Source organism: Neorhizobium fuzhouense (genome assembly GCF_042611105.1).
Taxonomy (GTDB): Bacteria; Pseudomonadota; Alphaproteobacteria; order Rhizobiales; family Rhizobiaceae; genus Neorhizobium; species Neorhizobium galegae_A.
Map to the genome: position 1 here is coordinate 103,149 of NZ_JBHFFP010000009.1, position 12,381 is coordinate 115,529.

A 12,381-nucleotide genomic window follows, 5' to 3' on the forward strand; every position below is an offset into this window, starting at 1 on the left:
GATCTGGCCTCACGCATAATGCACGCGCTTCTCGACGAAGCGGAACTGGAAGGCCGTCAGGGCGATGACGATGATCATCAGGATGACCGATTGTGCCGCCGACGAGCCGAGGTCGAGGTTGACGAAACCATCGTTATAAACCTTGTAGACGAGCGTTTCGGTGGCTTTGGCAGGCCCGCCGCCGGTTACGGCATGGATGATGCCGAACGTATCGAAGAAGGCATAGACGGTGTTGACGACGAGCAGGAAGAAGGTCGTCGGGGCCAGAAGCGGAAACACGATGGTCCAGAAGCGGCGGGCACCGCGGGCGCCATCGATGGCGGCGGCCTCGATCAGCGATTTTGGAATGGCCTGCAGGCCGGCGACGAAGAACAGGAAATTGTAGCTGATCTGCTTCCAGGCGGCCGCGACGACGACGAGCGCCATGGCCTGGTCGCCGTTCAGAAGCGGATCCCAGGCAATGCCGTTGCGGCGCAGGATATAGGCGAACGTGCCCATGGACGGGTTGAACATGAAAAGCCACAGCATGCCGGCCACGGCCGGCGCCACCGCGTAGGGCCAGATCAGCATGGTGCGATAGAAGCCTTTGCCCCTCACCACCCGGTCGGCAGCGGTTGCCAGCATCAGTGCGACAACCATTGCGAGGATGGCGGTTGCGGCGCTGAAGATGACCGTCACCTGCAGCGAATGCAGGTAATTCTCATCCGACAGCACGAAGCGGAAATTGTCGAGGCCGACAAAGCCGCTTGAAAGGCCAAAGGGGTCCTCGCGCTGCATCGATTGATAGAGCGCCTGACTGGCCGGCCAGAAGAAGAAAATCACCGTCAGGATGATTTGCGGCGCCACCAGCAGATAGGGGAGCACCTTGTTTGGAAACACAACGCGTTGCACGGCGATTGTCCTGTTCTGACGTCAGCCCGCGACCGAAGGCCGCCGGGCTGACGAGGAGGGTGGATTAACGCTGGGCCTGCTTGATGGCGGCATTGCCGCGCTCGACGATCTTGTCCATCGTCGTCTTGGCATCCTGCTTGCCGGCGAGAAGCGCCTCGTATTCCTCGTTCATGATGTCGCGAACCTGGGGCAGGTTGACGAGACGCACGCCCTTGGAATTTTCCGTCGGCGCCTTGCCCATCATCTGCAGGATCGGCGTCTCGCGGGCCGGGTTCTTTTCGTAGAAGCCGGACTTCTTGGTGTCTTCATAAGCCGCCATGGTCACCGGCAGGTAGCCCGACACCTGGTGCAGGCGGGCCTGGATCGGCGTCTGCGAGAGGAAGTTGAAGAACTGCGCGATGCCCTTGTATTCCGCATCCGACTTGCCGCCGAAAACCCAGAGGCTGGCGCCGCCCGGAATGGTGTTCTGCGGACGGCCCTCGCCCGGATAATAGGGCAGCTGGCCGATGCCGTAGTTCATGCCGGACTTTATGATGTCGCCAAGACCGCCGGAGGATTCCGTCAGGATGGCGCATTCGCTGGAGGTGAACAGCTGCTTGGCTTCCGAGGTGCGGCCGCCGTAACGGAACGTGCCGTCCTTGGCGAGATCGGCCAGGGCCTGGAAATGCTGGACGAACAGCGGCGCATTGACCTTTAGTTCCACCTTGGTGCCACCGAGGCCGTTTTCATTGGTGCCATAGGACACGTTGTTCCAGGCGGCAAAGTTCTCGGTCTGGATCCAGGTGAGCCAGGTGGAGGTCATGCCGCAGGCGCTGGCGCCGCTCGCCTTGATCTTCTTGGCAGCCTCGAACACTTCGGGCCAGGTCTTGGGCGCTTCGTCGGGGTTGAGGCCAGCCTTCTTGAAGGTGTCCTTGTTGTAGTACATCACCGGCGAAGAGGAATTGTAGGGGAAGGACAGCATGGAGCCGTCGGGCTTGGAATAATAGGCGGCGATGCCGGCCAGATAATTGGCCTTGTCGAAGGTGAAGCCACCCTTTTTCAAAACGTCGGCGACGGGCATGACGGCGCCTTCGGCCCCCATCATCACGCCGCTGCCGGCGTCAAACACCTGCAGGATGGCGGGCGCCTGCTTGGCGCGGAAGGCGGCGATGCCGGCATTCAGCGTTTCGGGATAGCTTCCCTTGAAGACCGGAACGATCTTGTATTCGCTCTGGCTGGCGTTGAATTCCTTAGCGAGGTTGTCGACAACCTCGTTATTGGCACCCGACATGGCGTGCCACCATTGCAGTTCCGTTGCGGCCAGCACCTGGGACGCAGACATCATCGCCACGACGGATACGGTCGTGCTCGCAAGAATTTTGCCGAAAGACATGGTTTCCTCCCGTTTATTGTCGGTTCTAGTCAGTGGCGACATCGCGTCGCGCGCCATGATCCTCCCTGACCACGTCCCTCTTTTAGAAGGCAATTGAAGACAAGAGAAGAGCAAGAATGCACAGCTGTGCATTTTATTGCGTGCAACACCTTGTCATCACACGCTTTTCCACATGCTGATGGTTTTGTGCGTCAAGCGGACGCTGAACGTGTGGCAGCCCGCGCCAGAACCCGTTCGCGGTGCCAGATGTAGAGCCCGGACCCGATGAGGATGGCGGCGCCGAGGAAGGTGGACAGCGTCGGAACATCGCCGAACACGATAAAGCCCAGCACCAGAACCGCCAGGAACTGGAAATACTGCAAGGGCGCCAGGAACGAGGCGGGCGCCAGCCGGTGGGCGCCGATGTAGAAATAATGCGCCAGCGCACCGAATGCGCCGGTGGCGAAGAACGCAAACCACGTGGAAGGATGCGCCGGCCATACCCACACGAACGGCATCAGCGGCGTCAGCAGAAGCGCCGGCAGGCCGGCCATGATCAAAAGCATGCTGCCGGGGGATTCACTGCCGGCCAGGCGTCGCGTCAGGATGGAGTAGCTGGCACCGATCATGACGGACAAAAGCATGACGCCAAAAGCCGGCTCGATGCCGTCAAGCTTCGGCTGGGTGATGACGAGCACGCCGATAAAGCTGATGGCGATTGCCGTCCAGCGGTAGCGCCCCACCTTTTCGCCGAGCCACACGATCGACAACAGCGTGATGAAAGCCGGGCCGGTGAACTGGATCGACAGGGTCTGGGCGATCTGCAGCTGGCTGAGCGCCAGAAAATTGAGGCCTGTGCAGACGATCTGGATCAGTGCGCGAAGGGTCTGCAGTTTCGGATGTCCGGTTCTCCAGGTCTCAGGCGCGCGCCAGGGATTGAGGATGACCGCGACCAGCAGGAAATGCACGACGAAACGGAACCAGACCAGTTCAAGGGAGGGCACTGCCGCACCGGCAATCTTGGCTGAACTGTCAAGGAAAGCAAACAGCGTCACGGCGATCATCATCATCACCGCCGCGCGCCCCTTGTTGATCATCGGCTCCCGAACATATGGCAGGGGCGTTGCGGGCTCGTCACCGGCATCATTCGTCTGCTTGCCGTCGGCATCGCGGATCTCGTTGAAGGCAGACATAAAGTACCTCGTCACGGCCACCGCCAAGGGCGCCAAATGCAGGACAAGGCCACAACGCCCCCGCCTTAACTGTAATCCGGTACCGGTTTAATCCGTTCCCGCAAATGTTCCGTCAATCGCCCGTTGTTTTTTTGAGGAACCGGCTCCCGACCTTCGCATTCCTTTCCGAAATCGAATTGCGGAGCATAGCCATGAAGAGCGTCTTTACGCTTTTTGCAAGCCTCGGACTGTCCCTGATGACCTTTATCGGCGGTCTTTTCGTTGCAACCTTCCTGCTGCATACCGACGAAACGCCGAGCCGGCTTGGCGGCTCGGATGTGGCAAGCCTGTGGACCAGTGAACCGGTGCGCGTCGATCCGGCACGCAACACGCTGGAGCGCGTTCCGGGCGTGCAGGTGGCCTCCGAGGTCCCGGCTTCCGGCGCAGATGGAGAGGCGGTTGCCTCCCTTGTCTCCTCCCGCGAAGGCACGAATGCAGATCAGGCCGCATCCGGGACTGTCGCCATGACCGACGTGTCGGAAACGGCCATGGAGACGCAGACGGAACCTGCGTTCAACGAGGCGCATCTGGAATGGTGCGCGAACCGATACCGTTCCTACCGCCCGCGCGACAACAGCTATACGGCCTATAGCGGCGGGCGGCGCGAGTGTGTCTCACCCTTCCTTGCCAAGGCCGCAGAAACGGTTGCTGCCAACGAGCCGACCTCTCCCCCGCCCGAACGTCATGACAGTTTTGCCGATGACAATTTCCCGCGCTCGGAGGTGGCCGGCGAACTGGAGCCGCAGGTGGAACAGGCAAGTCTTGAAGGTTCAACCGGCTTTGTGACAGCAGACCATGCGCAGTCCTGTTCGGCCCGCTACCGCTCCTACTCGGCAGAAGACAACACCTACCAGCCCTATGGCGGTGGCCCGCGAGTCCAGTGTCAGTAAGGCCATGCTCTCTGCACTGTGCCCGCCAAACAAGCGCCCCAACCTCCTGCTATTGAGGCGACAGGTGCTGGAACCCGACGGGCACCTCGGTCGTTGACCGGATGAAGCGTCGCGCCCACCCGTTCATTAAGAGTGGCTTGCACCCGGGCGCGGCGCTTCCCTTCCCCACAGCCGCGCCAAGTCATTCCTCTGCTTAATATTTCGGGACGTAATCGCGTCCGCTGTCGATGGTTTTGGGGCGTCCGTCGAGGAACAATTCGCCAATGCGCGGTGCCGTGCGGGAAATCACCTTGCCGCCCTTGACCACATAGAGCCTCGACGGCTTCAGCCGCAGCGCCTCGATGACGTCGGCCGCCTGCAGCACGATGAGGTCGGCCTTGCAGCCGATCTCCAGGCCATAGCCTTCCAGCCCCATGGTCTTTGCGGAATTGACGGTGAGCGCGTCAAAAATCTGCTTTTTGTCGTCAAGCCCACCCATCTGGGCCACGTGAATGGCCATATGGCCGACCTCGAGCATATCGGCCGACCCCATCGAATACCACGGGTCCATCGTGCAATCCTGGCCGAAGGAGACATTGAGGCCTGCAGCCATCAGTTCGCGGACGCGCGTCATGCCGCGCCGCTTCGGATAGGTGTCGTGGCGGCCCTGCAGCATGATGTTGATGAGCGGGTTGGGAATGACGTTGATCTTTGCCTCGGCCATCAGCGGGATGAGCTTGGAGACGTAATAATTGTCCATGGAATGCATGGAGGTGAGATGCGATCCGGCAACGCGTCCCTGCAAGCCGTGGCGGATGGTTTCGGCTGCCAGCGTCTCGATGTGGCGCGACAGCGGATCGTCGGTTTCATCGCAGTGGATATCGACCGGCAGGCCGCGTTCGGCCGCGATCCGGCAGAGCGCCTCGAGCGACAGGCGCCCCTCCTCCATGGTGCGCTCGAAATGCGGAATGCCGCCGACGATGTCGATGCCCATGTCGAGCGCCCGCTCAAGCGAGGCCACGCCGCCTTCGGCCCGGTAATAGCCATCCTGCGGAAACGCCACCAGCTGAAGCTGGATATAGGGCGCCACCCGTTCGCGCACCTCGATCAGCGCTTCGGCCGTCACAAGGCGAGGGTCGGAGGTATCGACATGGCTGCGGATGAACAGAAGGCCCTGCGAGACGGCGAGATCGCAGTAGCGCAGCGCCCGTTCCACCAGCGCTTCCTTCGTCAGAAGCGGGCGCAGTTCGCCCCAGAGCGCAATGCCTTCCAGCAATGTGCCCGAGACGTTCATGCGCGGCATGCCGAGCGACAGCGTTGCATCCATGTGGAAATGCGGATCGCAGAAGGGCGGGCTGACAAGGCGGCCGGTAGCATCGATCTCTTCGCCACAGACCGCGTCGAGGGTCTTTTCGATGGCCGTAATCTTGCCGCTGGAGAGGCCGATGTCGAAACCCTGGCGTCCGTCGGGCAGGTTCGCATTGCGGATGATGAGGTCGAACATCAAGACGTCCTTCGTTCAGCGCTCGCCGCGCCTGTAGGGTTGCATCAGGGCCTGGGGCACGCGGGCGCGTCGCGCCATCACCGCAAGGGCTGCTATGGACAGGATATAGGGGATCATCAGGAAAAGCTGGTAGGGAACGGCGCCGCCGAGCGTGGTCTGCAGGCGCAGCTGGAAGCCGTCGAAAAAGGCAAAGAGCAGTGCTCCGACCAGCGCCCGGCCCGGCCGCCATGAGGAAAATACCACGAGCGCGATGCAGATCCAGCCGCGTCCCTGCACCATGGTCGGAAAGAAGCTGTTGAAAGCCGACAGCGTCAGGAAGGCGCCGGCCATGCCCATCAGGGCTGAGCCCGCAATGACCGCGCCATAACGCACAGCCATTGGGTTGATGCCCTGCGCTTCCGCTGCATGGGGATTTTCCCCTGTCATGCGGATGGCAAGGCCAAGCGGGGTGCGAAACACCACATAGGCGAGGAGAAGCGCAAGCAGGATGGCGAGATAGGTCGGCGGCGTCTGGACGAAGAAGGCCGGACCGATGAAGGGGAGATCGCTGAGGCCGGGGATGGCGATCGGCTTGAATGGTACGATGGTCGGCGGCGAACCGGCGACGGGGACGGCCAGTCGAAAGACATAATAGCTGAAACTGGAGGCAAACAGCGTGACGCCGAGGCCCGACACATGCTGGGAGAGCCCGAGCGTTACGGTCAAAAGCGCATGCAGCGCTCCAAACAGGCCGCCGGCCAGGGCGGCAATCAGAAAACCTGTCCAGAGATCCGCGCCATTATAGACCGAAAGCCAGCCGATCATCGCGCCGAATGTCATGATGCCTTCGATGCCGAGATTGAGAACGCCGGCTCGTTCGCACAGAAGCGCCCCGAGCGTTCCCAGAATAAGCGGCGTTGCGATGCGCAGCACCGCGGCCCAAAGCCCGGCAGAGGCCAGTATGTCGAGGACGGCACTCATCGGCGGATCCTGTACTGGGTAAAGAAGATCGCCGTCAGCATGGTGAGCAGTGACAGCGCCACCGTCACATCGGCAATATAGCTCGGAATATGCATGGCCCGGCTCATGCCGTCCGCCCCGACGAACATCGTGGCCGTGAACAGCGCCGCCAGCACGACACCGAGCGGATTGAGATTGGCGAGCATCGCAACGACAATGCCGGAATAGCCGTAACCGGGTGACAGGTCGGTTGTCACGTAACCTTTGACGCCCATGACTTCGACGGCACCGGCCAGGCCCGCAAGCCCTCCCGAAATGCAGGCCACCACGACCAGCGTGCGCCCGAGCGGCACCCCGGCAAAGACCGCACCCGCCGGATTGAGGCCGGCCGCCCGCGACCGAAGTCCAAAGACTGTGCGCTGCTGCACGAATTGCAGGATGAAGGCCAGGACGACGGCAAGGCCAAGACCGATATGCAGGCGCGAGCGCGCCAGGAGCTTTGGCAGCATGGCGGCGTCTGCCACCGATTGCGACTGCGGCCAGCCGAATGCCGTCGGGTCCTTCAGGACCGTATCGATCAGCATCGAGACGAAGAGCACGGCGACGAAATTCAAAAGCAGCGTCGTCACCACCTCATCGACTGAAAAGCGCAGGCGAAGCCAGAGCGGCACGAGGAGCAGCAGCATGCCGGCAAGCGCCCCGATCGCCAGAAGCGCCGGGATCTGGATGGCCGCGGGAAGTCCGCCGAGAAGATGCGAGCTTGCCGCCGCCACCGCAATCGCACCGAGATAAAGCTGGCCTTCGGCGCCGATGTTCCACAGCCGTGCCCGAAAGGCGACGGCTGCGGCAAGGCCCGTCAGCATCAGCGGCGTGGCGCGGGTCAGCGTTTCTGTGGTCGATAGTCGCGAGCCAAACGCGCCGGTCAGAATGCGCCAATAGGCTTCGAGAACCGGAGCACCGGCAATCGCGATCAGAATGCCCGACAGGGCAAGTGCTGCCACGATGGCGATCACCGGCGTCAGGAGGACCAGTGCGAGGGGTCGATGTTCGCGCCGCTCAAACCGCATGTGTCTGCTCCGCCTGCCATTCGCCGGCCATCATCAGGCCGAGTTTTTGCGCGCTGGCCTCCTCCGCCGTGATCGGCGGCGACAGCCTGCCGCCGACAATCGCCTGGATGCGGTCGGCCAGAGCCATGACCTCATCGAGGTCTTCCGAGATCAGCAGGACCGCCGTTCCGGCGCGGCGCGCTTCCAGAATGCGTTCATGGACGGCGGCGACCGCCCCTTCGTCAAGACCGCGCGCCGGCTGCGCCGCAAGCAATATGCGCGGACGGTTGATGAGATTGCGCCCGAGGATGAGCTTCTGCATGTTGCCGCCCGACAGAAGCCGGGTGCGGCTGGTGGGTGTTCCACCGCGCACGTCGAACTGATCGATGATGCGGCTGGCAAACGCCTTGCCGGCCTTGCGATCGACCAGACCGCGGCGCGAATAGTCGGCCACGCGCTCCAGGATGGCGTTTTCCCAGATCGCCATCTCGCCGATGGCCCCTTCCCGGTTGCGGTCTTCGGGGATGCGCCCGATGCCGCTTGCAACGACGTCTGCCACCGAAAGGCGATCCTCGACGGGTGTGCCGAACAGCATCAGATCCCCACTCGTTCGCGCCAGCGTGCCGGAGAGAAGTTGCGCCAGAGCGCCCTGCCCATTGCCGGAGACCCCGATAATGCCGAGCACCTCTCCGGCGCGAAGACGAAAATCAACCGCTTTGAGAACGTCCACACCCTGGGCGCGCACCGAAACGGCAGCCGCTTCCAGAACGATTTCGCCCGGAGTGGAGGCCTCGCGCACCGGCCGCGTGACGGTGCGTCCCACCATCAGTTCGGCAAGCTCGGCCTTACTGGTGTCCTTTGCCCGGCGCTCTGCCACATGGCGGCCGCCGCGCAGCACCACGATCCGGTCGGCCGCTGCCATCACCTCGTCCAGCTTGTGCGAAATGAAGATGAGCGAAAGCCCCTGCGCTGCCATGTCCTTCAGCGTTGCAAACAGCGTTTCGGCTTCCACCTGCGTGAGAACGGCCGTCGGTTCATCCAGCACGAGGATGCGCGCGTCGTTGTAGAGTGCTTTCAGGATCTCCACCCGCTGCTGCTCGCCGACCGACAGGTCACCCAGCCGCGCATCGGGGTCGACCGTCAGGCCGAACCGCCTGGAGATCGCCAGCAGCTTTTCGCGCGCCTCACTGCGGCGCGAGGCGACCGACCACAGGCTTTCCGTGCCGGTGGTGACATTTTCGAGCACGGTCAGGTTGGCCGCCAGCGAAAAATGCTGATGGACCATGCCGATGCCGGCGCGAATGGCGGCGCGCGGCTTGCCCGGCGGCAGCGCCACGCCATCGATCAACACCTGTCCCTTGTCCTGCACGTAATGGCCGAAGAGGATACTCATCAGCGTCGTCTTGCCGGCACCGTTTTCCCCGAGCAGCGCAAGGATCTCGCCCTTGGCGAGCGAGAGCGAAATATCGTCATTGGCAAGATTGCTGCCGAACCGCTTGCTGACGCCAACGATGTCGAGCACTGGGATGGGGGACGTCATGCTGTCAATCCGGCAATGGGGAAACGCTGCGCAAAGCGTTCGTCGCGCTCGAGAAGGGTCGCAAGCTCGATGAGCAGCGGTTCTGCGCCCATCGGCGCCATGATCTGCACCGGCAGCGGCAGTCCGTCACCGTCTGACCCGTAAGGCAGGGTGATCGCCGGGAAACCGGAGGCATTGGCAAGCGTTGCAAGCGGCGCAAAGCGCGCCATGCGCGAAAAATGAAGATCGGTGTCGCCATGATCGCTCGGGAAGGAGCCGATCGGCAGCGGCGCCGACGACAGGATCGGGCACAGCAGGCAGTCGATGTCTTCAAACAGTCTCCAGAGATCGCGGCTTGAGAGAACCATGGCGTTCTGGCTGCCAGACAGGTCGGTCGCAGACAGGCGCAGGCCCCGTTCAATCACCGCCTGCGTCAGCGTTTCGGTCTTTGACGCATCGAGATTGAATGTCGCAATCGTATTGGCAAGATTGGCGCTTGCGATATCGACGAAGGCCTTGTCGCTGCTCAAGACCGCCTGCTCGATCGCGGAGAAATCGATGGGCACCAGCTGGTGGCCAAGCGCCTCGAGGGCCCGGCCGGCCTCTTCTATAACGGAGCTGCGCTCCGGGTCGGTCGGATAGCGGTGGCTGGTATCGGTCAGAAGCCCGATGCGCAGCGTGCCCTCTTTTGCAGGCGTCGGGACAAAGGGTGCAAACGGCCCATGGGCGTTGCCGCTTGTGGCAAAAAACAGCCGGGCGATGTCGCGTACGGAGCGGGCAACGGCAAGCTCGCTCGCAAGGCCGCCGAGGTGATTGCCGAAACTGGGGCCAGCGGGCATCGCCCCGCGGCTGGGTTTGAGGCCGACAAGTCCGCAGCAGGCGGCTGGCACCCGGATCGAACCGCCCGCGTCCGTCGCATGCGCAATGGCGACGATGCCGGCGGCAACGGCTGCGGCGGCGCCGCCGCTTGACCCCCCCGGCGTGCGGGCCGGATCGAGCGGATTGCGGCAGATCGGCCCGATATCGGGTTCACTCGACAGCGCAAGGCCGAATTCGGGACTAGTGGTCAGGCCGAAGACGCACAGGCCCTCTTTGCGGAAGCGGCTTGCGAGATCGGAATCGACATGTCCGCCCCGGCGCGCCATCAGGCGCGATCCCGCCACCACCGGAAAGCCCGCAAACGGCCCGCCGAGATCCTTGGCAAGGGTTGGCACGCCGCCAAAAGCCATCGCTGCGCGTTCCGGCGAACCGTGCGGCAGCGCGTCGATGGCGGCCGCCGCCTCCAGGCCCTTTGCCCCATCCAGATAGGCAACCGCGCCTAGCCCCTCACAGGCGGACGCGGCGGAGATGGAAGCCTGCATGGCCTCGCGGCTGGAGAGGCGGCCGGTTGCGATCGCCTCGGCCAGCGCGGTTGCATCGGCGTGCATTGTCAGGCTTACTTCGGCTCGTCCATGATGCGCGGCACTTCGAAGGTGCCGGCCTTGATCTCGGCGCGCTTGGCTTCCATCGCTGCTTCCGCCTCTGCAGGCGCCACGCCCTTGACGAAGACGATGTCGCTGCCGCCTTCCTTCATCAGGCCGTAGGCGGTGTAATCGCGCCCGGTCGGCTTGCCGGCCGCCACATCGGCAATGGCCGCATTGAGGATCGGGCGGAAATTCCACAGCGCATTGGCAAAGACCGTTTCGGGATAGCGCGGCGTGTAATCGATGAGCGAGCCGACAGACTTGATGCCGCGCTCCTTGGCGGCGTCGGCCGTGCCAATGCGCTCGCCAAACAGGATGTCGGCGCCGGCATCGATCTGGGCAAGGCCTGCTTCGCGCGCCTTCGGCGGATCGAAGAAGGTGCCGATGAAGGTCACGAGGTGCTTGGCATTCGGGTTAACGGCCTTCACGCCTGCGGCAAAGGCATTGATCAGCATGTTCACTTCCGGGATAGGCATGGCGCCGACGGAGCCGACCACGTTGGACTTGGTCATCTTGCCGGCGAGCATGCCGGCAAGATAGGCGCCGTCGAAATTCCAGGTGCCGAAGACGCCAAAATTGTCGCCGGCCTGCTTGCCGCTGGAGCCCATGACGAAAGCGGTCTGGGGATAATCGCCGGCCACTTCACGCGCCTGCTTTTCCACCGGAAATGTCTCGCCGATGATCAGCTTGGCGCCCTGTTCGGCATATTCGCGCATGGCGCGCGGGTAATCCGTGCCGGACACGCCTTCGGAAAACACGTATTCGATCACGCCTTCCTTGGCGGCATCCTGCAGCGCCTTGTGGAGGACCGAATTCCAGGCATTTTCCACCGGCGAGCCGTGAATGCCGGCCACTTTCAGCGGTGTTGCGGCCCGCAAGGACGGCGCAAAGGCCGTGGCGCCGAGCGCCATGCCCGAGGCCAGCACGGTGCGGCGCGACATCAAAAACTGCTTCGTCATCTCCAGTCCCCTTTTTTTACCAGTTGGTCTAAAGGGGTAAAGGTGGCTCAAAAAAGTGTCAAGGAAATTGGGCGTCCATAAATTAAGCACACAGGAATTTTAGGGTCAGCCCGAGACTTCCGTGGGATGCGCCAGCGGCAGCATGCCGCGATAGATGCCGGGCACGGAGCCTTCGATCGGTACCGCGCCCACGCTTCTGCGGTAGAACTCCATGGGGCCCGCCCCTCCGATCACGCCATAGGCATAACCCTGCGCGTGCATGTCGAGCAGTGTTTCGAGCAGCAGCGCGTGGCCGACGCCCTGTCCGCGAGCGGCCAAATCGACCCCTGTCGGGCCGAAGAAGCCTTTTGCCGTCGCCTCATGGCAGGCAAAGCCGATGAGCTCGTCGTTCTTTATTGCGATGAAGCAGGTGGTCGGCTGGCGCATGGTGGCAACGGTTGCTTCGGCGGCCCAGCCCGCTCCGAAACGCGGTTCGATCCAGGCCGTCAGCGCCGGCAATTCCGGTGCCAGCACCCGACGGATCACGATGCCTTGCGCCGCCATGCGGCTATCGAGGGAGGGATCGCGTTTCAGGTCGTACAGTTTGACAAGCATGTCCATGGGTCAGT

Annotated in this window: 11 protein-coding genes; 1 reads left to right on the forward strand and 10 read right to left on the reverse strand. The window is 62.8% G+C overall.

Annotation, left to right across the window (positions count from 1 at the left end):
* Positions 1-9: 9 nt before the first annotated feature.
* The 3 genes from ugpA to ACEXP3_RS16630 all read right to left on the reverse strand — a co-directional run bounded on the left by ugpA (position 10) and on the right by ACEXP3_RS16630 (position 3,435).
* Positions 10-891 carry a sn-glycerol-3-phosphate ABC transporter permease UgpA gene (gene ugpA, locus ACEXP3_RS16620; RefSeq protein ID WP_377298277.1) on the reverse strand — a complete coding sequence of 294 codons (882 nt, stop codon included), beginning with the start codon at positions 889-891 and terminating at the stop codon, positions 10-12.
* A gap of 64 nt (positions 892-955) precedes the next feature.
* The gene (gene ugpB / locus ACEXP3_RS16625) at positions 956-2,263 is read right to left on the reverse strand and encodes a sn-glycerol-3-phosphate ABC transporter substrate-binding protein UgpB (RefSeq protein ID WP_377298278.1); all 1,308 of its coding nucleotides are present in this window, start codon (positions 2,261-2,263) and stop codon (positions 956-958) included.
* A 191-nt stretch (positions 2,264-2,454) separates the two neighbouring features.
* Positions 2,455-3,435, reverse strand: coding sequence for a DMT family transporter (locus tag ACEXP3_RS16630; RefSeq protein WP_377298279.1), 981 nt, complete (start codon positions 3,433-3,435; stop codon positions 2,455-2,457).
* 191 nt (positions 3,436-3,626) lie between these two features.
* Here ACEXP3_RS16630 and ACEXP3_RS16635 point away from each other — a divergent pair, with 191 nt between their 5' ends.
* The gene (locus ACEXP3_RS16635; RefSeq protein WP_377298280.1) at positions 3,627-4,364 is read left to right on the forward strand and encodes a BA14K family protein; all 738 of its coding nucleotides are present in this window, start codon (positions 3,627-3,629) and stop codon (positions 4,362-4,364) included.
* Between the two features lie 193 nt (positions 4,365-4,557).
* On the opposite strand, the gene ACEXP3_RS16640 is transcribed toward ACEXP3_RS16635, so the two are convergent.
* From ACEXP3_RS16640 to ACEXP3_RS16670, 7 genes are all read right to left on the reverse strand, one after another.
* Positions 4,558-5,847 (reverse strand): amidohydrolase family protein, encoded by a 1,290-nt coding sequence (locus ACEXP3_RS16640; protein ID WP_377298281.1) that lies wholly within the window; start codon positions 5,845-5,847, stop codon positions 4,558-4,560.
* Positions 5,848-5,862: 15 nt separating this feature from the next.
* Entirely contained in the window at positions 5,863-6,807 is a 945-nt protein-coding gene (locus ACEXP3_RS16645; protein ID WP_377298282.1) for an ABC transporter permease, read from the reverse strand.
* Positions 6,804-7,853: an ABC transporter permease gene (locus ACEXP3_RS16650; protein WP_377298283.1), complete on the reverse strand. Its 1,050-nt coding sequence runs from the start codon at positions 7,851-7,853 to the stop codon at positions 6,804-6,806. Before ACEXP3_RS16650 ends, ACEXP3_RS16645 begins: the two co-directional genes overlap by 4 nt.
* Positions 7,843-9,372, reverse strand: coding sequence for an ABC transporter ATP-binding protein (locus ACEXP3_RS16655; protein WP_377298284.1), 1,530 nt, complete (start codon positions 9,370-9,372; stop codon positions 7,843-7,845). The genes ACEXP3_RS16650 and ACEXP3_RS16655 overlap by 11 nt, the downstream gene beginning before the upstream one ends.
* The gene (locus ACEXP3_RS16660) at positions 9,369-10,778 is read right to left on the reverse strand and encodes an amidase (protein WP_377298285.1); all 1,410 of its coding nucleotides are present in this window, start codon (positions 10,776-10,778) and stop codon (positions 9,369-9,371) included. The genes ACEXP3_RS16655 and ACEXP3_RS16660 overlap by 4 nt, the downstream gene beginning before the upstream one ends.
* Positions 10,779-10,786: 8 nt before the next feature.
* Positions 10,787-11,773 (reverse strand): BMP family protein, encoded by a 987-nt coding sequence (locus ACEXP3_RS16665; protein WP_377298286.1) that lies wholly within the window; start codon positions 11,771-11,773, stop codon positions 10,787-10,789.
* A gap of 105 nt (positions 11,774-11,878) precedes the next feature.
* Positions 11,879-12,373 carry a GNAT family N-acetyltransferase gene (locus ACEXP3_RS16670; protein ID WP_377298287.1) on the reverse strand — a complete coding sequence of 165 codons (495 nt, stop codon included), beginning with the start codon at positions 12,371-12,373 and terminating at the stop codon, positions 11,879-11,881.
* Between the last annotated feature and the right edge of the window lie 8 nt (positions 12,374-12,381).